The organism is Hydrogenophaga sp., from assembly GCF_011772445.1.
Classification (GTDB): Bacteria; Pseudomonadota; Gammaproteobacteria; order Burkholderiales; family Burkholderiaceae_C; genus Hydrogenophaga.
The window spans coordinates 191,613-215,776 of record NZ_WVZN01000005.1; the positions used below are offsets into that span (position 1 = coordinate 191,613).

The 24,164-nt window shown below is 69.6% G+C and carries 27 protein-coding genes; 20 read left to right on the forward strand and 7 right to left on the reverse strand.

Going from position 1 to position 24,164, the window contains the following annotated elements; all coding sequences use genetic code 11:
* Nucleotides 1–49: 49 nt before the first annotated feature.
* The 14 genes from hpaR (at nt 50) to GTO19_RS02505 (ending at nt 12,231) form a co-directional block, all read left to right on the forward strand.
* A complete protein-coding gene (gene hpaR / locus GTO19_RS02440; RefSeq protein ID WP_291018074.1) occupies nt 50–535 on the forward strand; it encodes a homoprotocatechuate degradation operon regulator HpaR in 486 nt (161 codons plus the stop codon).
* Nucleotides 532–1,188, forward strand: a complete 657-nt coding sequence (locus tag GTO19_RS02445) for a fumarylacetoacetate hydrolase family protein (RefSeq protein ID WP_291018077.1) — start codon at nt 532–534, stop codon at nt 1,186–1,188. The genes hpaR and GTO19_RS02445 overlap by 4 nt, the downstream gene beginning before the upstream one ends.
* Nucleotides 1,185–1,958, forward strand: coding sequence for a fumarylacetoacetate hydrolase family protein (locus GTO19_RS02450; RefSeq protein WP_291018079.1), 774 nt, complete (start codon nt 1,185–1,187; stop codon nt 1,956–1,958). The genes GTO19_RS02445 and GTO19_RS02450 overlap by 4 nt, the downstream gene beginning before the upstream one ends.
* On the forward strand, nt 1,955–3,424 hold the full coding sequence (hpaE, locus tag GTO19_RS02455; RefSeq protein ID WP_291018081.1) for a 5-carboxymethyl-2-hydroxymuconate semialdehyde dehydrogenase: 1,470 nt from the start codon (nt 1,955–1,957) through the stop codon (nt 3,422–3,424). The genes GTO19_RS02450 and hpaE overlap by 4 nt, the downstream gene beginning before the upstream one ends.
* Nucleotides 3,425–3,782: 358 nt before the next feature.
* A complete protein-coding gene (gene hpaD, locus GTO19_RS02460; RefSeq protein ID WP_291018083.1) occupies nt 3,783–4,709 on the forward strand; it encodes a 3,4-dihydroxyphenylacetate 2,3-dioxygenase in 927 nt (308 codons plus the stop codon).
* A gap of 5 nt (nt 4,710–4,714) precedes the next feature.
* A complete protein-coding gene (locus GTO19_RS02465) occupies nt 4,715–5,170 on the forward strand; it encodes a 5-carboxymethyl-2-hydroxymuconate isomerase (RefSeq protein WP_291018085.1) in 456 nt (151 codons plus the stop codon).
* Nucleotides 5,171–5,172: 2 nt separating this feature from the next.
* Complete coding sequence (hpaH, locus tag GTO19_RS02470) at nt 5,173–5,997, forward strand: 2-oxo-hept-4-ene-1,7-dioate hydratase (RefSeq protein ID WP_291018088.1); 825 nt, start codon at nt 5,173–5,175, stop codon at nt 5,995–5,997.
* Between the two features lie 11 nt (nt 5,998–6,008).
* On the forward strand, nt 6,009–6,836 hold the full coding sequence (locus GTO19_RS02475; protein WP_291018092.1) for an HpcH/HpaI aldolase/citrate lyase family protein: 828 nt from the start codon (nt 6,009–6,011) through the stop codon (nt 6,834–6,836).
* A gap of 34 nt (nt 6,837–6,870) precedes the next feature.
* Nucleotides 6,871–7,665, forward strand: coding sequence for a class II aldolase/adducin family protein (locus GTO19_RS02480; protein WP_291018095.1), 795 nt, complete (start codon nt 6,871–6,873; stop codon nt 7,663–7,665).
* A complete protein-coding gene (locus GTO19_RS02485) occupies nt 7,662–8,669 on the forward strand; it encodes a 2-dehydropantoate 2-reductase (RefSeq protein ID WP_291018098.1) in 1,008 nt (335 codons plus the stop codon). Before GTO19_RS02480 ends, GTO19_RS02485 begins: the two co-directional genes overlap by 4 nt.
* 41 nt (nt 8,670–8,710) lie before the next feature.
* Complete coding sequence (locus GTO19_RS02490) at nt 8,711–9,526, forward strand: LuxR family transcriptional regulator (protein WP_291018101.1); 816 nt, start codon at nt 8,711–8,713, stop codon at nt 9,524–9,526.
* Between the two features lie 36 nt (nt 9,527–9,562).
* Entirely contained in the window at nt 9,563–10,018 is a 456-nt protein-coding gene (locus GTO19_RS02495) for a hypothetical protein (protein ID WP_291018103.1), read from the forward strand.
* An 88-nt stretch (nt 10,019–10,106) separates the two neighbouring features.
* Entirely contained in the window at nt 10,107–11,195 is a 1,089-nt protein-coding gene (locus GTO19_RS02500; protein ID WP_291018106.1) for an aromatic ring-hydroxylating dioxygenase subunit alpha, read from the forward strand.
* A 22-nt stretch (nt 11,196–11,217) separates the two neighbouring features.
* Nucleotides 11,218–12,231: a TRAP transporter substrate-binding protein gene (locus GTO19_RS02505; protein WP_291018108.1), complete on the forward strand. Its 1,014-nt coding sequence runs from the start codon at nt 11,218–11,220 to the stop codon at nt 12,229–12,231.
* Nucleotides 12,232–12,254: 23 nt separating this feature from the next.
* Here GTO19_RS02505 and GTO19_RS02510 read toward each other — a convergent pair whose 3' ends face one another.
* Together GTO19_RS02510 and GTO19_RS02515 are read right to left on the reverse strand one after the other, a co-directional pair.
* Entirely contained in the window at nt 12,255–13,331 is a 1,077-nt protein-coding gene (locus GTO19_RS02510; RefSeq protein WP_291018111.1) for an NADP-dependent oxidoreductase, read from the reverse strand.
* 14 nt (nt 13,332–13,345) lie between these two features.
* A complete protein-coding gene (locus tag GTO19_RS02515) occupies nt 13,346–14,587 on the reverse strand; it encodes an MFS transporter (protein WP_291018114.1) in 1,242 nt (413 codons plus the stop codon).
* An 89-nt stretch (nt 14,588–14,676) separates the two neighbouring features.
* On the opposite strand from GTO19_RS02515, the gene GTO19_RS02520 reads away from it, so the two are divergent.
* On the forward strand, nt 14,677–15,693 hold the full coding sequence (locus GTO19_RS02520; protein WP_291018117.1) for an AraC family transcriptional regulator: 1,017 nt from the start codon (nt 14,677–14,679) through the stop codon (nt 15,691–15,693).
* Between the two features lie 22 nt (nt 15,694–15,715).
* On the opposite strand, the gene GTO19_RS02525 is transcribed toward GTO19_RS02520, so the two are convergent.
* The 3 genes from GTO19_RS02525 to GTO19_RS02535 are packed head-to-tail and all read right to left on the reverse strand — an operon-like array spanning nt 15,716 to nt 17,601.
* The gene (locus tag GTO19_RS02525) at nt 15,716–16,336 is read right to left on the reverse strand and encodes a MarC family protein (protein WP_291018118.1); all 621 of its coding nucleotides are present in this window, start codon (nt 16,334–16,336) and stop codon (nt 15,716–15,718) included.
* 36 nt (nt 16,337–16,372) lie between these two features.
* Complete coding sequence (locus tag GTO19_RS02530; RefSeq protein WP_291018120.1) at nt 16,373–16,852, reverse strand: MaoC family dehydratase; 480 nt, start codon at nt 16,850–16,852, stop codon at nt 16,373–16,375.
* Nucleotides 16,852–17,601 (reverse strand): SDR family oxidoreductase, encoded by a 750-nt coding sequence (locus tag GTO19_RS02535; RefSeq protein ID WP_291018123.1) that lies wholly within the window; start codon nt 17,599–17,601, stop codon nt 16,852–16,854. Before GTO19_RS02535 ends, GTO19_RS02530 begins: the two co-directional genes overlap by 1 nt.
* 90 nt (nt 17,602–17,691) lie before the next feature.
* Between GTO19_RS02535 and GTO19_RS02540 the strand changes: the two genes are divergently transcribed.
* The 4 genes from GTO19_RS02540 (at nt 17,692) to GTO19_RS02555 (ending at nt 20,641) form a co-directional block, all read left to right on the forward strand.
* Nucleotides 17,692–18,291, forward strand: a complete 600-nt coding sequence (locus GTO19_RS02540) for a 2-hydroxychromene-2-carboxylate isomerase (RefSeq protein WP_291018126.1) — start codon at nt 17,692–17,694, stop codon at nt 18,289–18,291.
* A gap of 24 nt (nt 18,292–18,315) precedes the next feature.
* Nucleotides 18,316–19,002 carry a dienelactone hydrolase family protein gene (locus GTO19_RS02545; RefSeq protein ID WP_291018129.1) on the forward strand — a complete coding sequence of 229 codons (687 nt, stop codon included), beginning with the start codon at nt 18,316–18,318 and terminating at the stop codon, nt 19,000–19,002.
* Nucleotides 19,003–19,115: 113 nt separating this feature from the next.
* Nucleotides 19,116–19,982, forward strand: coding sequence for an amidohydrolase family protein (locus GTO19_RS02550; RefSeq protein WP_291018132.1), 867 nt, complete (start codon nt 19,116–19,118; stop codon nt 19,980–19,982).
* Complete coding sequence (locus tag GTO19_RS02555; RefSeq protein WP_291018135.1) at nt 19,979–20,641, forward strand: glutathione S-transferase family protein; 663 nt, start codon at nt 19,979–19,981, stop codon at nt 20,639–20,641. The genes GTO19_RS02550 and GTO19_RS02555 overlap by 4 nt, the downstream gene beginning before the upstream one ends.
* Before the next feature lie 2 nt (nt 20,642–20,643).
* On the opposite strand, the gene GTO19_RS02560 is transcribed toward GTO19_RS02555, so the two are convergent.
* Together GTO19_RS02560 and hemB are read right to left on the reverse strand one after the other, a co-directional pair.
* Nucleotides 20,644–21,756, reverse strand: a complete 1,113-nt coding sequence (locus GTO19_RS02560; RefSeq protein WP_291018138.1) for a magnesium transporter CorA family protein — start codon at nt 21,754–21,756, stop codon at nt 20,644–20,646.
* Nucleotides 21,757–21,781: 25 nt separating this feature from the next.
* Nucleotides 21,782–22,783, reverse strand: coding sequence for a porphobilinogen synthase (gene hemB, locus GTO19_RS02565; protein ID WP_291018141.1), 1,002 nt, complete (start codon nt 22,781–22,783; stop codon nt 21,782–21,784).
* Nucleotides 22,784–22,991: 208 nt separating this feature from the next.
* Between hemB and GTO19_RS02570 the strand changes: the two genes are divergently transcribed.
* Nucleotides 22,992–24,113, forward strand: coding sequence for a hypothetical protein (locus GTO19_RS02570; RefSeq protein WP_291018144.1), 1,122 nt, complete (start codon nt 22,992–22,994; stop codon nt 24,111–24,113).
* Nucleotides 24,114–24,164 lie beyond the last annotated feature (51 nt).

The following is a 24,164-nucleotide window of genomic DNA, read 5'->3' on the forward strand; positions in this document are numbered from 1 at the left end:
AGGCGGATCGGTCGATTTCATTTAACATGTTAAATAAATCGACGCCGCCATGGACAGCACCGACAAGACCTTCACCCACCGCAACCTTCCGCGCCTGTTGCTGCAGGCGCGGGAGTCGGTGATGCAGCACACGCGGCCCAGCCTGCGCGAGCACGGCCTGAGCGACCAGCAATGGCGCGTGCTGCGTGTGCTGGGCGAACACGCGCGCGACCCGGCCGGCATCGAGACCGGGCGCATCGCGCGCGAGGCCTTTCTGCTCGGGCCCAGCCTCACCGGCGTGCTCGCGCGCATGGAGCGCGACGGCCTGATCTCGCGCGAGCGCTGCAGCCAGGACGCACGTCGCACCGTGGTGCGCGCCACCCCCGCCGGGCTCAAGCTCGTGCGCAAGCTGTCCGCCACCATCCAGGCGCACTACGCCTGGCTGGAGGAGCGACTGAGCAAGGCGCGGCTCGCGCAGCTGTATGCCCTGCTCGACGAGGTGATCGCCCTCGAAGGTGATGTGGACGACAACGACATGAATGAGGAGGCTGCATGAGCGGTCCTGGATGGGTGCCGCCGGGCACCGTATACGGCACGCTGCTGAACTTCCGCGGCGAAGTCGCGCGCTGGCAGCCGCGCATGGACGACAAGCCCTATGGCGGCGCGCCCAAGGCGCCCGTGCTGTACGTGAAGACGGCCAACACCTTCGCGCCGCACGGCGCCAGCGTGGCCCTGCCCGCGGGTGAGACGGTTGAGGTCTCGGCCAGCCTGGGCCTGCTGATCGGCGAGCACGGCGCGCCCACGCACGCGCTGCTGGTCAACGACGTGAGCCTGGCGCACGACAGCTACTACCGCCCACCCATGAAGTTCCGCAACCGCGACGGCTTCCTGGGCCTGCCGCAGGAACCCACGCCGCTCAACGCGCTCGGTGGCATCGACGGCCTGGCCGCGCTCGAACTGGAGCTGCGCATCCACGGCGTGCACAAGCAGAGCACCACGCTCAAGGACCTGGTGCGCGACATCCCCACGCTGCTGAAGGACGTGGGCGAATTCATGACCTTGCGCGCCGGCGACGTGCTGCTGATCGGCAGCGAGGTGCTGGCCGACGGCACCCGCCCGCGCGTGGTGGCCGGTGATGCGGTGGAGATCAGTGCGCCGGGCTTCAAGCCCGTCATGCAGCGCTTCGTGACCGAGGAGGAACCGCGATGAAACGAGCCCGCATCGCCTGGGCCGGCGCGGTCCACGACGCCGTCGAGCGCGACGGCCAACTCGAGCTGCTCACGCCCGCCTTCAAAGGCCGCCGCGTCGGCTTCGACGAGGTCGTCTGGCTGCCCCCGCTGGCGCCCGTGCCGCGCCCGCGCACCGTGCTGGCCCTGGGACTGAACTACGCCGACCACGCCAAGGAACTGGCCTTCAAGCCACCCACCGAACCCCTGGCGTTCGCCAAGGGCGAGGCCTCGCTCATCGGCCACCGCGCCTTCACCGTGCGACCGGCCGACGTGAAGTTCATGCACTACGAGTGCGAGCTCGCCGTGGTCATCGGCCGCACCGCGAAACACGTGAAACGCGGCGACGCCCGGGACTTCATCGCCGGCTACACCGTGGCCAACGACTACGCGATCCGCGACTACCTGGAGAACTGGTACCGCCCCAACCTGCGCGTGAAGAACCGCGACACCTGCACGCCCATCGGCCCCTGGCTGGTGGACGCGCAAGACCTGCCCGACCCCGCGAACCTGGCCCTGCAGACCACGGTGAACGGCAAGGTCACCCAGAGCGGCAACACCCGCGACATGGTGTTCGACGTGCCCACGCTCATCGAGTACTTCACTTCCTTCATGACCCTGCAGGCCGGGGACCTGATCCTCACCGGCACGCCCGACGGCGTGGTCGACTGCCAGCCCGGCGACGTGATCGTCACGTCCATCGAGGGCATCGGCGAACTGCACAACACCATCACCGCACCCGCCACCACATGACCATCCAGCACCTCATCAACGGCAAGGCCGTCGGCAGCGCCGCCACCTTCGAGACCACCAACCCCGCCACGCAGGCCACGCTGGCCGAGGTCGCCGCTGGCGGCGAGGCCGAGGTCAACGCCGCCGTGCAGGCCGCCAAGGACGCCTTTCCCGCCTGGGCCGGCCGCCCCGCCACCGAGCGCGCGGCCATCATGCGCAAGCTGGGCGAACTCATCACGAAGCACGTGCCCGAGCTCTCGCGCACCGAGACCGACGACACCGGCCAGACGATTTCCCAGACGGGCAAGCAGCTGGTGCCGCGCGCGGCCGACAACTTCAGCTACTTCGCCGAGATGTGCACGCGCGTGGACGGCCACACCTACCCCACGCCCACGCACCTGAACTACACCCTGTTCCATCCGGTGGGCGTGTGCGCGCTCATCAGCCCCTGGAACGTGCCCTTCATGACGGCCACCTGGAAGACCGCGCCCTGCCTGGCTTTCGGCAACACGGCCGTGCTGAAGATGAGCGAGCTGAGCCCCTTGACGGCCGCGCGCCTGGGCGAGCTGGCGCTCGAGGCCGGCGTGCCGCCGGGCGTGCTCAACATCGTGCACGGCTACGGCCGTGAGGCGGGCGAGCCCCTGTGCAGCCACCCCGACGTGCGCGCCATCAGCTTCACCGGCTCCACCGCCACCGGCAACCGCATCGTGCAGAGCGCGGGCCTGAAGAAGTTCAGCATGGAACTGGGCGGCAAGAGCCCCTTCGTGATCTTCGAGGACGCCGACCTGGACCGCGCGCTCGACGCGGCCGTTTTCATGATCTTCAGCAACAACGGCGAGCGCTGCACCGCGGGCAGCCGCATCCTGGTGCAGCAGAGCATCTACGCCGACTTCGCGCAGAAGTTCGCCGAACGCGCGAAGAAGATCGTGGTGGGCGACCCGCAGGACGACAAGACCATCATCGGCCCGATGATCAGCCAGGCCCACCTGGCCAAGGTGAAGAGCTACATCGAACTCGGCCCGAAGGAGGGCGCCACGATGCTCTGCGGCGGCCTGGACCGCCCGAGCTACGCGCCCGAGCTGTCGGCGCGCGTGGCCAAGGGCAACTTTGTGTGGCCCACGGTCTTCGCCGACGTGGACAACCGCATGAAGATCGCGCAGGACGAGATCTTTGGCCCGGTGGCCTGCCTGATCCCGTTCAAGGACGAGGCGCACGCCATCGAGCTGGCCAACGACATCCAGTACGGTCTCTCCAGCTATGTGTGGACGGAGAACCTGGGCAAGGCGCATCGTGTGGCGGCTTCCATCGAAGCGGGCATGTGCTTCGTCAATTCTCAGAACGTTCGCGATTTGCGGCAACCCTTTGGGGGAACCAAGGCTTCGGGTACCGGGCGCGAGGGCGGCACCTGGAGCTACGAAGTCTTTCTCGAACCCAAGAACGTGGCGGTGTCTTTGGGGGCGCACCACATTCCTCATTGGGGGGTGTGATGGGTTTTCGGGGCGCTTCGCTCATCTGGGTCGGCAGGATCGAAGCGCCAGGGCGCTCTGTTCCGCGAATGTCCCCCGGATCGGGCTGCGCCCGACCCTCCTCCTTTATTTCGCTACACAGAGCGCCCTGTCACTTCGATCAACAGACGAGCGCGGCGCGCCAACGGATGGTTGACCTCGTTCGCAGCCCAGCAGTGACGATGGGTGCCCGCCGCAGCGAAATAAAGGAGGAGCCAAGGGCGCAGCCCTTGGCGGGGGACATTCGCGGAGGCGGGCACCCATTGGCGCTGCCCCCCACCAAGGCAGCCGAGCAATCGGTGGCAAACCAAGCCACCACACCTGGAACAGGAGACCAACCATGGGCAAGCTAGCACTGGTAGCCAAGATCACCCACGTCCCCTCCATCGTCCTCAGCGAGATCGATGAGGGCCCCCGCAAAGGCACCCGCCAGGACGCCATCGACGGCCTCAAGGAAATAGGCCAGCGTTGCAGAGACATGGGCGTCGACACCTTCATCGTCTTCGACACCCACTGGCTGGTCAACGCCAGCTACCACATCAACTGCGCCAAACACTGGCAAGGCAACTACACCAGCAACGAACTGCCGCACTTCATCGCCAACATGCCCTACGCCATCCCCGGCAACCCCGAACTGGGCAAGCTGCTGGCCAAGGTGGCGAACGAGTGGAAGGTGGACACCCTCGCGCACGACGGCACCACCCTCGCGCCCGAGTACGGCACCCTGGTGCCCATGCGCTACATGAACCCCGACCAGCACTTCAAGGCCGTGTCGGTCTCGGCCCTGTGCATGGCCCACTACCTCAACGACAGCGCCCGCCTGGGCTGGGCCCTGCGCCGCGCCATCGAGGACGAATACGACGGCACCGTCGCCATCCTTGCCAGCGGCTCGCTCAGCCACCGCTTCGCGCAGAACGGCCTGGCGCCCGAATACGCCTTCAAGCTCTGGAGCCCCTTCCTGGAAACCATGGACCACGAGGTGGTGCGCATGTGGCAAAGCGGTGAGTGGAAGGCCTTCTGCGAGATGCTGCCCGAGTACGCCGTCAAGGGCCACGGCGAAGGCTTCATGCACGACACGGCCATGATGCTCGGGGCGCTCGGCTGGAGCGAGTACGACGGCCACGGCGAAGTCATCACGCCGTACTTCGGCGCCTCGGGCACGGGCCAGATCAACATCGTCTTCCCGGTCACGCCGGTCACGGGCAAGGCCATCCCGCAGCCGCAGGCCTCCTCGGCCCAGGGCTTCCAGGCCGTCTCGCGGCTCTGAACGCCATGCCCCACCTCGTCATCCTCTACAGCGGCAACCTCGACCGGCCCGACGCCGAGGGCGGCACCGACATGCGTGCGCTGTGCCGATCGCTCGCCGACGCCATGCTCACCATCCACGACGAAGGCGGGCGCCAGGTGTTCCCCACCGGCGGCACGCGTGTGCTGGCCTTTCCCGCCGCGCACTGGGCCATCGCCGACGGCGGCGACGCGGGCGAAGCCGCTGGCATGGGCCGCGACTACGCCTTCGTCTACCTCAACCTGCGCATGGGCCGCGGGCGCAGTGCGGCGGTGCAGAAGCGTTCCGGCGGCGCGCTGGAGGCCGTGGCGCGCCAGCACTTCGCCGAGCAACTGGCGCGCCGGCCCATCGGCATCACCGTGCAGGTGGACGAAGGCCCCGAGGTCTTCGACGCCAAGATCAGCTCCCTCCATCCCCTGTTCACGCCCCTGCGATCGACCTGACCATGCTCGACGACGCCACCCTTCAACAGCTCGCCACCGAACTCGATGAATCCGCGCGCCAGCGCGTGCCGCTGCGTCACTTCTCTCAGCGCTTCCCGTCCATGACCATCGACGACGGCTACCGCGTGGGGCGCGCCTGGGTGGCGCTGCAGCGTGGCCGCGGTGACCCGGTCATCGGCCACAAGATCGGTCTCACCAGCCGCGCCATGCAGATCTCCAGCCAGATCGACGAGCCCGACTTCGGCACCCTGCTGGGCTCCATGAAGCTGGTGGCCAAGGCGGGCGAAGAACTCGAGATCCCGGTGAACCGCTTCCTCTCGCCACGCGTGGAGGTGGAACTGGCCTTCGTGCTCAAGCAGGCGCTCAGCGGCCCGGTCACGGTGGAACAGGTGCTGGCCGCCACCGACTACGTGACGCCCGCCATCGAAATCATCGACGCCCGCATCGAACAGTTCGACCGCGACAGCAAGAAGCCGCGCAAGGTCTTCGACACCATCAGCGACAACGCCGCCAACGCCGCCATCGTCATCGGCGAGGGCGACGCCCGCTACCGCGCCAACCCGCTCACCACCGACTTGCCCTGGTGCGGCGCCGCGCTCAAGCTCAACGGCGTGGTGGAGGAGACCGGTCTGGCCGCTGGCGTGCAGGGCCACCCGGCCATCGGCATCGCCTGGTTGTCGGAAAAGCTCGCCCCCTGGGGCGAAACCTTGCAGCCCGGGCAGATCGTGCTCGCGGGCTCGTTCACGCGCCCGGTGCCCGCCAAGGCCGACGACCGCTTCGAGGCCGACTACGGCCCGCTCGGCGTGCTGCGCTTCCGTTTCGTTTGACGCCGTTCGACATGCAGATCCCCACCAACGTCTTCAAGCAGGCCCTGGCCGAAGGCCGCGCGCAGATTGGCCTGTGGGCCGCACTGGCCAGCGCCTACAGCACCGAACTGATCGCCGGCATCGGCTACGACTGGCTGCTCATCGACGGCGAGCACGCGCCCAACGACGTGCGCAGCACGCTGGCGCAACTGCAGGCCGTGGCCAGCGCGCAGCAGGGCTTCGGCGATGCGCGCTCCCACCCCGTGGTGCGCGTGCCCGTGGGCACCGGTGACGTGGGCACCGCGCTCATCAAGCAGTACCTGGACATCGGCGCCCAGACCCTGCTGGTGCCCATGATCGACACGGCCGAACAGGCCGCCCAGGTGGTGGCCGCCACGCGCTACGCGCCCGTGGGCGTGCGTGGCATGGGCAGCGCGCTGGCGCGCGCCTCGCGCTGGCAGGCGCACGCGCGCTACGTGCATGAGGCCGACGAACAGGTCTGCGTGCTGGTGCAGGCCGAGACCGTCACCGCCATGAAACACCTCGACGCCATCGCCGCCACGCCGGGTGTCGACGGCGTGTTCATCGGCCCCGCCGACCTCAGCGCCAGCATGGGCCACCGCGGCAACGCCGGCCACCCCGAGGTGCAGGCCGCCATCGCCGACGGCATGCGCCGCATCCGCGCGGCGGGCAAGGCCCCGGGCATCCTGGCCACCACCGAGGCCGGCGCGCGCCAGTGGCTGGACGCCGGTGCGCTGTTCGTCGCCGTGGGCGCGGACAGCATGCTGCTGGCCGCCGGCGCCACGCAACTGCTCACCCGATTCAAGGGCCCGATCGAACAGGGCCCGAACACCTACTGATCCACGACCCACCCGAGACCCGAGGAGACACGCCATGAACGCCGCCCTGCAAACCAGCACCGTGCTGCCGCCCGGCATGCACGCCGACGAATGGGCCGCGCGCCTGGAGCTCGCCGCCTGCTACCGCGTCTTCGCCATGCTCGGCTGGACGGAGATGATCTACAACCACATCACCCTGCGCCTGCCCGACAGCGTGACCGGAGGCGAGAAACACTTCCTCATCAACCCCTTCGGCCTGCACTACAGCGAGGTCACGGCCAGCAACCTGGTGAAGATCGATCTGCAGGGCCAGGTGCTCGACGGCTCCACGCACCGCGTCAACCCCGCAGGCTTCACGGTGCACGCCGCCATCCACGACGGCTTGCAAGGCGCGCACTGCGTGATGCACACGCACACCACGGCCGGCGTCTCCGTGGCTTGCCTGAAAGACGGCCTGCAGCAGACCAACTTCTACACCGCGCAACTGCACGGCATGGTGGCGTACCACGACTTCGAGGGCATCACCATCCACGCCGACGAGGGCCCGCGCCTGCTCCAAAGCATCGGCGACAAGCCGGCCGTGATCCTGCGCAACCACGGCCTGCTGGCCTGGGGCGCCACGCTGCCGCAGACCTTCGCCATCCTGTGGACCCTGCAGCGTGCCTGCGAGATCCAGCTCGCCACCTTCAGCATGGGCGGACCGCAGGCCGTGATCCCCGTGCCCGAAGACATCGCCGCCAAGTGCACGCGCGACGCCTTGCAGTTCAGTCCGAACCACGGCGCCGGCCGCGACGTGTTCGACGCCTTGGTGCGCCAGGTCGACCGCATCGATTCGAGCTATCGGGCATGAGCGCGCCCACCGAGATCCGCAGCGTCGCCATCGTCGGCGCCGGCGCCATCGGCGGTTGGCTCGGCACGCGCCTGGCGCGCTCGGGCCGCGAGGTGAGCGCGCTTGCGCGTGGCGAGACGCTGGCCGCGCTGCGCGCGAACGGCCTGCGCCTGCACCAGGGCGGCGAGCTGCTGCAGGCGCCGGTGCGCGCGTCCGATCAGGCCCACGAACTCGGTCCGCACGACCTCGTGATCCTCGCCGTGAAGGCCCCCGCGCTGCCCGGCATCGCGCCCGCCATCGGGCCATTGATCGGCCGCCACACCGCCGTGCTCACGGCCATGAACGGCGTGCCCTGGTGGTTCTTCGAAGGCTTCGGCGGCGCGCTGCAAGGCACGGCCCTGCCCGTGGTGGACCCGGGGGGCGCCATGGCGCGCGCCGTGCCCGGCCGCCACGTGCTGGGCGGCGTGGTGCACGCCAGTTGCGCGCTCGACGCGCCCGGCGTGGTGCGCCACCACTTCGGCAACGGCCTCATCGTGGGTGAGCCGTCGGGCGAACAGAGCCCGCGCGCGCAGGCCGTCGTTGACGCGCTCACCGCGGCCGGCATCGAGGGCAAGCTGTCGCCGCAGATCCAGAAGGACGTCTGGTACAAGCTCTGGGGCAACATGACGGTCAACCCCGTGAGCGCCATCACCGGCGCCACCACCGACCGCATCCTCGGCGACCCGCAGGTGCGCAACTTCATCAGCGCGGTGATGCTGGAGGCCAAGGCCATCGGCGCCAAGCTGGGCATCCCCATCGACCAACAACCCGAAGACCGCCACGCCGTCACGCTCAAGCTCGGCGCCTTCAAGACCTCCATGCTGCAGGACGTGGAGGCCGGCCGCCCGGTGGAGCTGGACGCGCTGGTCGCCGTGGTGGCCGAGCTGGGCCGCCTCACGCAGGTGCCCACGCCCTTCACCGAGGCCTTGCTGGGTCTGGCCCGCTTGCGCGCCCGAACCCTCGGCCTGTACCCCGAGCAGGGTTAGTCCGCTGGCGCGCCGGGCGGGCCTGTTTCCAGAATGGGCGCATGCCCGCCATCTGGTCCCTCGATGCCCCCGCGCCCGGCCAGGCCCTTAGCCCCGCCGCCGTCTCGGCCCTGCTCGACTGCGCGAGCGCACCGCCCAGCGCGGCGCGCTTGCTCAGCGCCATCGACGCGGTGGTGCCCGTGGAGTACCTCTCGCTCGTCAACTTCCGGCGCGACACACCCGAACTCGTCGAAGGCAGCTCACGCCACGCGCACGGCCGCGACGTGGTCGCCGAGTGCTTCGCCATCTACCGCCGCAGCTACTGGCGCGCCGACTCGGTGATGCGCCTGGCCGACCGCGTGGCGCGGCGGCCCTCGCGCGAGGTGGCGGTGCTGCACTGCCGCGCCGACGAGTTGCCCGTGGCGGGCTGGCGCAACGACATCTACAAGCGCGAGCGCCTGACCGAGCGCTTCACGCTGCTGCACGCGCCCACGCCGGGCGCGGTGCAGGCCATCCACCTTTACCGCGACGAACGCCAGGGCCTGTTCCGCGCGGACGAGATCGATCGTCTGCTCGGCCTGGCGCCGCTGCTGCGGCAGGCGCACCAGGCGGCGCTGAACGCGGAGTGCGTGGCCGTGGACCGCGAGGCGCAGATCGCGCAATCGCGCCAGCGCCTCGCGCGGTTGGTGCCGACGCTCTCGCCGCGCGAGGCCGAGGTGGTGGCGCGAATCGCGCACGGGCTCAGCGCGGACGGCATCGCTGCGGAGCTTGACATCGCGCCGTCGACGGTGGTGACGTTAAGGAAGCGGGCGTACGCCAAGCTGGCGGAGGCGGGGTTGCCGGCAGATCGGCTGCGGCTGGCGCGCTGGCTGGCATAGTGTGTTGCCCTTCCTCAGTTCGACGGAGAGAGTTACTTGACGAATTCGATGGATCGCGGCCAGGTCGTGCGGATGGATCCCGAAGCGAAGTCAATGGATCCGGAGTTGCCGCCCTTCATCGCGGCACCGCCGGATGCCCCTGCCTACCATGGGTTTCCTTTGCTTCCGCAGTCTCGACTGGACGACTTCGTCTTTGGTCTGATTACCGAGGTCCAAGGGGATCAGCCTGCCAGTTGGGGGGATGCATTCGTGGTGGCACCGAACGGTTCTCGTGCGGGCATCGTGTGGCAGTCGGGAACTGGCGAAGCGCACGAGATTTGTTCACCGAGTGCTGGTCGGTGGGGTGTCTATGGCTTCTACTTCAAGCGGCCGATCCGCTGCGACGCCGATCTCGTCGCGGAGCTCCATGCGGTTCTGCCTGAAATCAAGGCGTTCTATTCCGAGGCCGCCAAGTGCTGCCCTGAATCGGTCGTCCCGTGCCCGCCTTACTAAGTCCCCTTCCATCCCCTTCGAAGGGGACAAGCCACCCCCACCCGCCACCTAGCATGCCCTCTCCATCCCCACGAGGAGGAGACACCCCATGTGGCTGCGCAACTGCTGGTACGTCATCGCCTGGGACCACGAGATCCCGGCGGCCGATTCGCCGACCCTGTTCACGCGCACCGTGCTCGGCGAGCCGGTGCTGGTCTACCGCACGCAGATCGGCGAACTGATCGCCCTGGAAGACCGCTGCTGCCACCGGCACGCGCCGCTGTCGGTGGGCCGGCGCGAGGGCGATTGCGTGCGCTGCGGCTACCACGGCCTGAAGTTCGACCACCGCGGCCAGTGCGTCGAAGCCCCGGGCATCGAGATCATTCCGGCCAAGGCCAAGGTGAAGCGCTACCCGCTGGTGGAAAGAAACAAGTGGGTCTTCGTGTGGATGGGCGACCCCGCGCTCGCCGACGACGCGCTGCTGCCCGACAACTTCAGCTGCGATTCACCGGACTGGCAGAACAAGCCCGGCTACCTGCACTACGACACGCCCTACCTGCTGATCTGTGACAACCTGCTGGACTTCTCGCACCTGAGCTACGTGCACGAGAAGTCGCTCGGCGGCTCCACGCGCATCGCGCAGGCACGCCCCGCCATCGAGCCCGTGCCCGGCCCTAACGCCGAGTGGCCGCAGATCGGCATCAAGGTCTCGCGCCACGTGAACGACGTGCCGCCGCCGCCCTTCTACCAGCGCTTCCGCCGCTTCGACACGAACCTGGACCGCTGGTTCGTCTACGAATTCCTGTTGCCCGGCACGCTGCTCATGCACTCGGGTGGGCGGCTCACCGGCAGCGCGCCCGACGCGCCCGGCCCGTCGGTGCGCCTGCATTCCTGCCAGACGCTCACGCCCGAGACCGCCACCACCACGCATTACTTCTTTCAACAGTCGCACCCCACGGGCGAGGGCGACGAGACGGTGACGCAGAGCATCTACGACAGCCTGATCGGCGCCTTCAACGAAGACCGCGACATGATCACCGCGCAGCACCGCAACATTCAGCGCAACCCCACGTTGCCCATGCTGCCGCTGGCCATGGACGCGGCGCTGATCCAGTTCCGCCGCCTGCTCGAGGCGCGCGTGCGCGCGGAGCAGCAGGCGCAGACCCTTTCCCCCACCCAGCCGGCCACGATGGCCTGACAAGCACCACGGAGACAAGTCCATGACCCGCCACACCCTCAAGCCCATCGCGCTGCTCGCGCTGTTGGCCGCCAGCGGCACCGCCAGTGCCCAGACCGTGCTCAACGTCTCCACCTGGCTGCCGCCCGCGCACGGCGCCACCATGGCGCAGAACCAGTGGTGTGAAGCGGTAGAGAAAGAAACCAAAGGCAGCGTCAAGTGCAACCTGCTGCCCAAGGCCGTGTCCGCGCCGCCCGGCACCTTCGACGCCGTGCGCGACGGTCTGGCCGACGTGTCCTACACGGTGGACGGCTACACGCCCGGGCGCTTCATCTTCACGCAGGTGGCCGAGTTCCCCTTCCTCGGTGACTCCTCCACCGCCACCAGCGTGGCCTACCAGCGCATCTACGACAAGTACTTCGCGCCGCTGGGCGAACACCGCGGCGTGAAGACGCTGGCCGTGTTCACGCACGGCCCCGGCATCATCTTCACGGTGAAGCAGCCGGTGGCCAGCGCGGCCGACGCGGCCAAGCTCAAGTTCCGCATCGGCGGCGGCAACATCAACGAGCTGTCCAAGCTCATGGGCTGGAACACCACCCTCAAGCCCGCCACCGACTCCTTCGAGCTGCTGTCCACCGGCGTGATGGACGGCACCTTCTTCCCCGACGAGTCCCTGCAGTCCATGCGCCTGGGCATGGTGAAGTACGCCACCACCTTTCCGGGCGGGCTCTACAACACCAGCTTCGTCTTCATGATGAACAAGGCCAGGTACGACAGCCTCAAGCCAGAGGAACGCGCGGCCATCGACAAGGTCTCGGGCGAGTACGCCGCGCGCCTGTTCGCCGCCGGCTGGGACCGCACCGACGCCGCCTCGCGCGACATCCAGAAGACCACTGGCGTGCAGCGACAGATGGCCAACGAGGCCTTCGTGAACGAGGTGAAAGCCAAGCAGGCGCAGCTGGAGGACAAGTGGGTGGCGGCCGCCGAAGGCCGTGGCCTCAAGAACGCGCGTGCGGTGCTGGCGGAGTTCCGCGCGGAGACGCAGAAGCTGAAGTGAGCCCCTGGCGCGCGGGCCGGGGTTCAGGCCTCGGCCACGCGCACCACCGTCTTGCCCAGGTGCCGCCCCGCCAGCAGGTCGATCAGCCCCTGCGGTGCTTGCAGCAGCCCGTCCACCACGTGCTCCTGCGCATGCACCTGACCGTCCTCGATCCAGCGGTGCATGCGCTCGCGAAAGCCCCGCAGGTGTTCGAGGCGCTCGCCGTAGTGGTCGAGCACGATGAAACCCTGCATGCGAACGCGCTTTTGCAGCACGGTGGCCAGCAGCGCGGGCCGCTGGTCCGGTGACGGCGCGTCGCCGGTGGCCCCGTTGTAGTGGGCGATGAAGCCGCACACCGGCACCCGCGCGCCGGGGTTGAGCAGGGGCAGCACGGCGTCGAGCACGGCGCCGCCCACGTTCTCGAAGTACACGTCGATGCCTTGGGCACAGGCCCGCGCGAGTTGCTGCGCGAAGTCGGCGGCGTGACGGTCGACGCAGGCGTCGAAGCCCAGGACGTCCACGGCGTGCCGGCATTTGTCGGCACCCCCCGCAATGCCCACGGCGCGCGCGCCGTGCAGGCGCGCCAACTGACCCACCATGGCCCCCACGGCACCCGTGGCCGCGGCCACCACCACGGTCTCGCCAGGGCGCGGCTGGGCGATGTCGAGCAGGCCCACGTGCGCGGTGAAACCCGGCATGCCCAGCGCGCCGAGCGAGAGCGAAGGCGCCAGGGGCCGCGCCGCGCTCTCATCGAGCGGCAGCAACTCGCTGCCGTCCGACAGCGCAAAGTCCTGCCAGCCCGCGCGAGCGAGGACCAGCTCGCCGGTCCGCCACTCAGGGTGGCGCGACGCCACCACGCGGCTGACCGTGCCGCCCACCATGGTCTCGCCCAGGGCCACGGGTGGCGCGTAACCCGGGCCCACCGGGTCCATCAGGTTGCGCATGTAGGGGTCGAGCGACAGCGCCAGGGTGCGCAGCAGCACCTGGCCCTGCGCGGGCTCGGGCACGGGCCCGGTCTCGATGCGAAAGTCCGACAGGCGCGGCGCGCCCTCGGGCCGGGCGGCGAGCGCGATGCGTCGGTTCTGTCCGGGGACCTGGACGGGAGAAGGGCTTGCGTTCATGGTGTCGTGTTCCGTCAGGCGCGCTGGACGCGCGGGCCATGGCGCAGGGTCAACAGCGTGCCCAGGGTGATGGTGGCAATGGCGAACAGGGGCCCGCCGAGCGCGCCCACGTGATCGACCAGCATGCCGCCGCCGATGGCGCCGCTGGCGATGGCGATCTGGAACGCGGCCACCAGCAGCCCGCCCGCGGCTTCGGTCTGGTCGGGCGCGGCGCGCACGATCCAGGTCTGGAACCCCACCGGGAAGGCGCCGAAGGCAAATCCCCAGAGCGTGACGGCGACGGCCGTCACCAGCGGCGAGCTGCCCGCCAGCAGCAGGCCCGCGGCCAGCAGCACGATCAGCGTGCCGCCGGCCACGATGGCGCGGCGTTCGCTGCGCTCGGCCAGGTAGCCGCCCACGAGGTTGCCGAAGAAGCCGCCGATGCCATAGCCCAGCAGCACCAGCGAGATCGCCTGCACCGACAGGTGGGTGACGTTCTCCATGAGCGGGCGGATGTAGGTGAAGCCGGCGAAGTGGCCCGAGATCACCAGCACCACCGCCAGCAGGGCCACGCGCACGTCGCCGCGGGTCAGCAGGCGGCCCAGCCGGCGCAGGTCGGCGTGGTCGCGCGGCGGCAGCGCCGGCAGGGTGAGCGCCTGAGCCGCCAGCGTGAGCAGGCTCACCGCGCCCGCCACGACAAAGGCGCTGCGCCAGCCCCACAGCTCTCCCATCCAGGCGCCGACGGGCGCGGCGCACACGGTGGCCACCGACACGCCGGTGAGGATCAGGGACATCGCCCGCGCGAAACGCTCGGGCGGCACCAGCCGCAGCGCCAGCGCGCCGGCCAGGGACCAGAAGCCCCCCAGCGCCACGCCCAGCAGCACGCGCGCCAGCAGCAAGGCGGGCAGGGAACTGGCCAGTGCAGCCATCAGGTTGGAGACCACCAGCAAGGCGCTCAGGGCCAGCATGACCCAGCGGCGGTCGATGCGCCGCGTGAGCACGGGCAGGGCGGGCGCGGCGATGGCGCCGACCACGGCCGTGGCGGTGACGGTCTGGCCGGCCGCGCCGTTGCTGATGCCCAGGTCCGCGGCCATGGGCGTGAGCAGGCTCGCGGGCAGGAACTCGGCCGTCACCAGGCCGAAGACGCCCAGCGACAGGGAGCCGATCGCGGCCCAGTGGGCCTTGTCGGTGGTCGGTGCAGGGGCGCCAGAGGATTCGGGCGTGAGGGGGTGGCCGGCCGGTTCGGCGTCGAGGCAGGCGCTGCAGGAAGAAGTCATGGGTGGGCAAGGGTTGAAAAGGGCGCCGGATGGGCAAGGTCGACAGCCTAGGGCTAGCATCTCGGCGTTTCAATGTCGAATCGGCCGAAATGCATGACCATTCCTCCGCGCTTGCGCCCCAACTCCGTGAACCGGCGCCCAGCAAGCCCTCGGATCTGCTGAGTCAGATCCTGCTCGGGCTGCGGCTCGATGGCGTGGAATACGGCCGCTGCGTGATGCGCCCGCCCTGGGCCGTGGCCTTTCCCGCGCGGCCCGAGGCGCGCTTTCATTTCGTGGCCCGTGGCACCGCCTGGCTGCGCACGCCGGGCAGCGATTGGCTGGCGCTGCAGGCCGGTGACGCCGTGCTGCTGCCGCGCGGCGCCTTTCACGTGCTGGCGAGTTCGCCGCAGGTGCCGACGGTGGACATCGATTCGCTGGCGCGCACCCCCGTGGCCGACAACATTTACCTCGTGGGCGAGGCGCCACCCGCGGGTGGCGAGCCGCTGGGCCCGAGCAGCGACGTGATGTTCTGCGGCGCCATGCGCTTCAACCTCGACCCGCTGCACCCGCTGCTGGCCATGATGCCGGACGTGATGCGCGCCAACGAGCTGGCGTCGCGCGACCCGTCGGTGCCCGCGCTGCTCGAGGCCATGGAGCGCGAGGTGGCGCTGGAGCGCATCGGCGCCTGCGGCATGCTCGCGCGCCTGGCCGACGTGCTGGCCGCGAGCATCATCCGCGCCTGGGTGGAGTGCGCCTGCAATGACGCCAGCGGCTGGATCGCGGCCATGCAATGCCCGCGCATCGGCAAGGTGATCGCGGCCATTCACGCCGCGCCCGAGCGCGACTGGTCGGTGCCGGCACTGGCGGACCTGATGGGCGCGTCGCGCTCGAGCTTCGCCGAGGCCTTCACCCGCACCGTGGGCGAAAGCCCCGCGAAGTACGTGGCCCGTGTGCGCATGTTCCAGGCGCGGCGCTGGATCGAGCGCGAGGGCATGCGCGTGGCGGTGGCGGCCACGCGCTTGGGCTACGACTCCGAGGCCTCGTTCAGCCGCGCCTTCAAGCGCATCGTGGGCCTGCCGCCCGCGGCCCTGCGCCACAAGCGCCTGGCTGCGGCGGCCACGCCCTAGCGCGTGCGGGCGATCCCGGCTCTCAGGCCGCCAGTGCGGGAAAGAGCTTCACCAGCCCGCTGGCCATCACCTCCACCGACAGCGCCGCCAGGATCAGCCCCATCAGGCGCGTCATCACGTTGATGCCGGTCTGCCCCAGGCCACGCGCGATGGGCTCGGCCAGCGCGAAGCACACCGCCGTGGCCAGCGCGATGACCACGCCGTAGCCCACCAGCGCGGCGTGCTGGAGGAAGGTCTTGGCCTGGTCGGCGTAGATCACCACCGTGGACATGGTGGCCGGACCGGTGAGCAGCGGGATGGTGAGCGGCACCACCGCGATGCTGGTGCGCGGCGAATCCTCGCTCAAATCCTGGTCGGCCGCTTTGGCCTCGGCCGGGCGCGCGTTCAGCATGGCCAGCGCCGAGGTCAGCAGCAGCATGCCGCCGCCCACCTGGAAGCTCGCTAGCGAGATCGAGAAGAACTCCAGGATCTGCAGCCCCACCAGCGCGCAGGTGGCGATCACCGCGAAGGCGCTGAAGGCCGAGATCATCACCGTGCGCTGGCGCTGTTTGCGGCTGAAGCCCTGCGTGTAGTGGATGAAGAAGGGGACGATGGCCAGCGGGTTGACGATGGCCAGCAGGGTGATGAGGGGTTTGAAGTCCATGGTGGCGGCGGGTGGCGCGCCGCATTGTGGCTGGCTTCAGGGCGTTTGGGCAGGGTTCCTCAAGCGGAACATGCCGTAGCCCTCCATGCGCAACACCGGGTCCCCATGCTGGTTCACCATCTCCCAGATGGTGCGCACCAGGCCGACGTCGGGGCGTTTGCCCATCACGCGCTTCTCGGTGATGGTGTGCCTGAGCGTGAGCGTGTCGCCGGGGAACACGGGCTTGAGCCACTTCAGGCTCTCCAGCCCCGGTGAGCCGAGGCTGGAGGTCTCGTGCAGGAAGTTGGTGACCATGAGCCGCATGGCCATGGCGCAGGTGTGCCAGCCGCTGGCGCACAGGGCGCCGAAGACCGAGTCCTTCGCGGCCTCGGGGTCGAGGTGGAAGGGCTGCGGGTCCCACTGGCTGGCGAAGGCGACGATCTCCTCGGCGGTGGGCGAGAGGCTGCCGAGGTCGCGCGTCTCGCCGACCGACAGGTCTTCCCAGTACAGGCGGGGTTCCTTTTTCGGCACGGACATCAGCGCGCTCCCGAAACGTCGATCAGGCTCATGGTGGTGTAGCTCGCGGCGTCGGACAACAGCCAGACGATCAGGCCCGCCACCTCGTCGGCCTGTCCGCCGCGTTGCATGGGGACCTGCGGCGCGAGCTCGCGCAGCCGATCAGGCCGCCCGCCGCTGGCGTGGATGTCGGTGTCGATCAGGCCCGGCCGAACGGCGTTGACGCGGATGTTCTCCGCCGCGAGTTCCTTGGCCAGGCCCACGGTGAAGCTGTCGATGGCGCCCTTGGCGGCCGCGTAGTCCACGTACTCGGCGGGCGAGCCCAGGCGCGCCGCCGCGCTGGAGAGGTTGACGATGGCGCCCCCCGAGCCGCCGTGTCGGGGGCTCATGCGGCGCACGGCCTCGCGCGCGCACAGCAGGCTGCCGATCACGTTGATGTCGAACATGCGCCGCCAGCGCGCCATGTCCATCTCGTCGAGGCGCGCCCGGCGGTCCACCACGCCGGCGTTGTTCACCAGGCCCGTGAGGCGGCCCAGCTTGGCGTCGATCTGCTCGAACATGCGCAGCACCTGCGCCTCGTCCTCCACTTGCGCCTGCACCGCCATGGCGCGCCCGCCGTCGGCGCGGATGGCGCGCACCACCTCGTCGGCCGCCAGCGAGTTCGCGGCGTAGTTCACCGCCACCGCCCAGCCCGCCTTCGCGGCCAGGCGGCAGGTGGCCGCGCCGATGCCGCGCGAGCCGCCCGTGACCAGCAAAACCTTGTCGCTCATTCCCTACCTCCTGCAACAGTCATCCGCATGGCGTACAAGAGCGCCTGCGCCTTTGAACGGCGCCCATTACAACAGCCAAACGGAGACTCCATGCGTCGCACGGTCGACTACTTCTTCGCCACGATGAGCCCCTGGGCCTACCTCGGTCACGAGCGCTTCGTGCGCATCGCCCACGCCGTCCACGCCGAGGTGCGCGTTCGCCCCATGGACCTGGGCAAGATTTTTCCCCTTTCGGGCGGTTTGCCGCTCGGCAAGCGCGCGCCCCAGCGCCAGGCTTACCGCCTGGTGGAACTGCGCCGCTGGAGCGAGTGGCTGGGCCTGCCGCTGAACCTGCACCCGAAGCACTTTCCCGTGGCGGGCGACCCCTCGGCGCGGCTCATCAGCGTGGTGGCCGAGCGCGACGGCACCGAGGCCGCGTTGCGCCTGACGGGCGCGGTGCTTTCGGCCGTCTGGGCGCGCGAGCTCGACATCGCCGACGCCGACACCCTGGCCGTGCTGCTGAAGGAGGGTGGCCTCGACGCCGCGCGGCTCGCACAATCGCAAGCCGACGAGGCCCAGGCGCTGGCCGACGCCCACACCCAGGCCGCGATCGACGCGGGCGTGTTCGGCGCGCCGGCCTACGTCATCGACGGCGAACTCTTCTGGGGCCAGGACCGGCTCGACTTCGTCGAGCGCCGGCTGCAGGCCTGACACCACCCACCAAGGAGAACACGCATGAGCGACACCATCACCCTCAAGGCCGCCGACGGCCACAGCTTCCCCGCCTACGTGGCGCAACCCGCCGGCAAGCCCAAGGGCGGCATCGTCGTCCTGCAGGAAATCTTCGGCGTCAACTCGCACATCCGGTCGGTGGCCGACGGCTACGCGGCGGCGGGCTACCTCGCCGTGGCGCCCAGCACCTTCTCGCGCATCGGCAAGGGCGGGCTGGAGATCGGCTACACCGAGGCCGACATGAAGGAGGGCATGGGCCTGAAGTCCGCCGTGGAAGCCTTGCCTGCACCCGGCGTGATGCCCGACATCCAGGCCGCCATCGAGCACGCCGCACAGGCGGGCAAGGTGGGCATCGTGGGCTTTTGCTGGGGTGGCCTGCTCACCTGGCGCGCGGCCTGCACGCTCAAGGGCCTGAGCGCGGCGGTGCCGTATTACGGCGGTGGCATGACCACGCCCGAGGAAGCGGCGCGCCAGCCCCGGGTACCCGTGATGGCGCACTTCGGCGACCAGGACCACTGGATCCCGCTGGACACGGTGGAAGCCTTCAAGAAGGCCCAGCCCGGCGTGACCGTGCACGTCTACAACGCCAACCACGGTTTCAACTGCGACCAGCGCGGCTCGTACAACGAAGCGGCCGCCAAGTTGGCGCGTGAGCGCACGCTCGCATTCTTCGCCCAGCACATAGGCTGAACATGGAACACCCCCGCCGCGCTTCGCGCGTCCCCCCTCGAGGGGGCGATGCCTGCGGCCCGGCGAAGCCGGTTCCGCGGCATCTCTGGGTGGGGCTCCTGCTCTCGATCGGGATGGGAAGTGCCGCCGCGCAGTACCGCGGCCCGCTGTTCGACGCGCACCTGCACTACAACGACGAGGCCTGCGGCCACGCCAGCACGCCCGCGCCCGAGTGCCCGCATCCGCTGACCGACGTGCTGGACCGCATGCAGCGCAATGGTGTGCGCGCCATCGTGGCCAATTCGCGGCCCAACGACGGCACGCGCGCCCTGGCGCAGGCGCGCGAGCAGACGCGTGCGGCTGGCGTCACCGTGGTGCCCTTCGTGCGGCTCTACCGCAACCGCGCCGATTACAGCAACTGGTTCCGCGACCCGAGCATCGTGGAGATGGTGAACACCGAACTCGCGCGCGGCACACCCGCCGGGCCCTACCGCGGCCTGGGCGAATTCCACCTGTACGACAGCGCCAACGCCGACGGGCCCGTGGCGAAGCAGCTCATGGCCCTGGCGGACGAGAAGGGCCTCGCCGTCCTCGCGCACGTGGACGACGTGGCGGTGGAAAAGCTCATGGGGCACACGCCGTCCAAAGGCCGCAACACGCGCCTGATCTGGGCGCACACCGGCATCGGCGGCTCACCGGTTGCGCGCGTCGATGAACTCTTCGCCCGCTTCCCGCAACTGCGCGGCGAACTGTCCTACCGCCCCGGCCTCACCTGCGGCGAGGGCGAGCTGTGCCCCGAGTGGCGCGCGCTGCTGCTCAAGTACCCCGACCGTTTCCTCATCGGCTCGGACACCTGGGTCAACCAGCGCTGGCTGTACTACGACGGCCTGATGCAGGGCTACCGCGCCTGGCTGGGCACGCTGCCGCCGGCGGTGGCAAAAAAGATCGCCTGGGACAATGGCGCCGCGCTTTTTGGTGTGTCCGAGCCCCCCTCTCGATGATCCGACTGCACTTCTACCCCAGCACCGCGGCCATGGTGCCGCACATCCTGCTCGAAGAACTCGGCGTGCCTTACGAGCGCGCGCGCATCGATCGCGAGCACGGCGCGCTCGACTCGCCGGCCTACCGCGCGCTCAACCCCAACGGCCTGATCCCCGTGCTGGAAGACGGCGATCTCGTGCTCTACGAAACCGCCGCCATCTGCCTGCACCTGAGCGACACGCACCCCGAAGCGAAGCTCATGCCCGCCCTGGGCACGCCTGAACGGGCGCAGGCTTACAAGTGGCTCATGTGGCTCACCAACACCCTGCAGGCCACGCTCATCGTCTACTTCTATCCGCACCGCTGGGTGAACGAGGCGGGCAGCGAGAGCGAAGCCGAGATCAAGGCCGTGGCCAAGCGCCGCGTGGGCGCGCAGCTGGATCAACTCGATGCCGAACTCGCGCGCCACGGCGGCCCGTGGTTCCTGGGCGAAGCGTATTCGCTGCTCGACGCCTACGTCTTCACGCTGTGCCGCTGGACGCGGCACTTCTCGCCCGACTCCCCGGTGCGCCCCGCGCGCGAGCGCCCGCACCTGGGGCCCTACCTGCAGCGCGTGCTCGATCGTCCGGCGCTGCGGCGCGTGATGACCAACGAAGGCCTCGCCGAGCCCTGGGTCTGAGCTCAGCGGCCTGACGACGAGCGCAGGTAGCGCTTGCGCCAGAAGTAGGCGCTGAGGCCCACGGCCACGAACACCATCGAGCCCATCGCCCACCAGAAGCCCGCGCGCTCGTGGATGAACGGGATGAACTCGAAGTTCATGCCGAAGATGCCGGCGATGAGGTTCAGCGGCAGGAACACGGCGGTCAGCGCCGTCAGCGTGCGCATGATGTCGTTGGTGCGGTTGCTCTGCGCCGAGAAGTGCATCTGCACGGCCGTCTCCGCGTTCTGCTCGAGCCGGCGCACGTGGTGCACCACGCGCTCGATGTGCTCCAGCACATCGCGGCTGCGCACCTTCAGCAGCTCCAGCCCGCGGTGGCCGCCGATGGCCTCGTTCGCGTCCCAGTCCTCCAGCGCCTCCAGCCAGTCCTGCAGGGCGCTGCGCTGGTCCTCGCAGATCTCGTCGAGGTGGTGCAGCGAGATGCGCGCGTCCAGCAGCGAGTTCCAGTTGGTGAAGCGCGTCTTGGGGTGCAGCAGTTCGGACTGCCAGTGATCGAGCTGGCGCGTGAGCTCGCGCCGCAGGTCCAGGTAGCCGTCCACCATCTGGTTGACGATGCGCAGCATCAGGTCGGCCGGGTTGCCGGGCAGGCCGCCGCCCACGGCGCGCGGCGCCACGCCGGCGCTGGCCAGCAGCCGCGCGGAGTACTGGTCGAGCACGCCGCAGCCGGCCGGGTGCACCGTCAGCAGCACGCGGTCGAACACCGCGAAGCCCACGGGGCTGGTGTCGATGCGCCGCAGCACGGGCGGCCCACTGCGCTTGACGTGTTCGGTGAGCACCGCGCCGGGTTGCGAGATGTCGGTCTCGGCCTGGCCCGCGGCCAGGCGGCGAAAGACCAGGATGTCGTACTTGGACGTGTAGTCGTAGTGCGAGGGCAACTGGTTGTTGAGCAGGTCGCTCACGTGCAGGTCCACCAGCGTGGTGCCGCACATCACCTGCAGCGCGGCCTGCACGTGGCCGTGTTCGAGCTCGAATTCGCGCCGGCCGCAGGCCACCCAGAGAAAGCCCTTTGCGGGCAGCAGCATCGGCAGCGCGGTGGATTCGTTCACCGATCCGGGCTGTACGTGAAAGACCCGCATCGTGTGGCCCTGTGTTGGCGGCCGGTCAGCCGCGCAGCAGGCGCGCGGCATCGCGCGCGAAGTAGGTCAGCACCCCGTCGGCGCCCGCGCGCTTGAAGGCCAGCAGGCTTTCCATCATCACGGCGTCGTGGTCCAGCCAGCCGTTCTGCGCGGCGGCCTTGAGCATGGCGTACTCGCCGCTCACCTGGTAGGCGAAGGTGGGCACGCCGAACTCGTCCTTCACCCGCCGCACGATGTCCAGGTAGGGCATGCCGGGCTTGACCATGACCATGTCCGCGCCTTCGGCGATGTCCAGCGCCACCTCGCGCAGGGCCTCGTCGGTGTTGCCCGGGTCCATCTGGTAGACCTTCTTGTCGGCCTTGCCCAGGTTGGCGGCCGAGCCCACGGCGTCGCGGAAGGGGCCGTAGAAGGCGCTGGCGTACTTGGCGCTGTACGCCATGATGCGCGTGTGCACGCGGCCGTCGGCCTCCAGTGCCTGGCGGATGGCGCCGATGCGCCCGTCCATCATGTCGCTGGGCGCCACGATGTCCACGCCCGCCGCCGCCTGTGTGAGCGCTTGGCGCACCAGAATGGCCACGGTCTCGTCGTTGATGATGTAGTTGGCCTCGTCCAGCACGCCGTCCTGGCCGTGGCTGGTGTAGGGGTCCAGCGCCACGTCGGTCATCACGCCCAGTTCGGGGAAACGCTGCTTGAGGGCGCGCACCACGCGCGGCACCAGGCCGTCGGGGTTGGTGGCCTCCTGGCCATCGGGCGTCTTCAGCGCCGGGTCGATCACCGGGAACAGCGCCATCGCCGGGATGCCCAGCTTCACGCAGTCCTCGGCCACGGGCAACAGAAGGTCCAGGCTCAGGCGCTCCACGCCGGGCATGGACGCCACGGCCTCGCGCCGGTTCGCGCCGTCGAGCACGAACACCGGGTAGATCAGGTCAGCGGGGTGCAGGCGGTGCTCGCGCACCAGCTCGCGGGTGAAGGCGTCGCGGCGCAGGCGGCGTGGCCGGGCGGCGGGGAAGGGGGCGGGGCTGTGCATGGCGGCTATTGTGGCAAAGGCGAGCGGGTGCCCGTAGGGGGTGGCGGCGCCGTGGCGCATTGCACGGAAATGAGAAGTTCCGGCTACTCGGACCTGTATCTGCGGAGGCGATTGGTGCACATTTCGTTACATCGCCCGCCAGGACGGACCACCCCCCTGGCGACAGGCGGACAAAGCACCAGATGACGCAAGCCCCGTGTTGAAACCCATGGCCACACCGAAGAAAGACCAGCCTGGCGCCGCCGGCGCGGCGGGCCAGCCGCGCGGCGACGAGCACTGGTCGCTGGCCGAGCAGTGCCCGCAGTTGCTGACCGCGGCGGCCGGGCAGATCAGCGACGCCTTGCAGGCCCTGCAGAGCGGCCTGGACCAACTGAACGCCCACGGCGCGGTGCCCGCCCGCGAGCAATGGGCCCTGACGGTGCCCATGGGCCGCATCAAGCGGCTGACGACGGTGATGCAGCAGATCCAGCGCTTTCACGACGGGCGCATCCGCCAGTCGCACGAGAAGCTCGATCTCTCGCAACTGGTGGAGGCCTGCCTGCAGGAGCGCCGCAAGGAGTTCGCGCTCATGGGCGCCGACGTGCGGCGCAAGCTCAAGCCGGTGGAGGTGCTGCTCGACCCCACCGTCACGCACGCCCTGTTCAACGCGCTCCTCGATTGGGCGCTGCCCCTGGGACGCCACGTCAGTGTGCGGGTGGACATCAACGACTGGCCGCCACACGCGCGCCTGCAGGTGCGCGTGCACGGCGACGAGGCGCCGTCGTCGCGCGCGCCGGACCTGGACAACCTGGATTGGGCGCTGGTGCGCCAGATCGCCCACACCACCGGCGGCATCGAGGTGCAGCGCCAGGTGTCGGCCGATGGCATCGTCGCCAGCGTTATGTTCCACCGCACGGTGCAGGCCATCGACGGCATCTCGGCCGTGGATCTGTCCGACGGGCAGTCCTCGATGTTCAAGTCGCTGCAGGGGGTCTACGCGCTCATCGTGTCGCCTTCGCTGCAGATCCGCTCGGACGTGCGCGACGCGCTGCGCGAGATCGGCGTGAGCGCCGACAGCGTGGTGGACCTGATCCAGGCGCGCGAGGCCTCGGCGCACCGCATGCCCAGCCTGGTGGTCATCGACGCCGTGCTCAAGGGGCCGGAGTTCGACCAGTTCCGTCGCGCCCTGGTGCGCGACGCGATGGACATGCCCTTCGTCGAGATCTCGCCCGATGACAGCGCGTTCGACATGTCGGGCTTCGGTGACATGGCCATGGCCCGCGTGGGCCGCGGCAACATCCGCGAGTCGCTTGGCACGGCGGTGATGTTCGAACTCGCGAAAACGATCTGATCTTCCAACCGGTTGATGTGCGGCCACCAAGGGCCGCCATAGAGAAGGGCG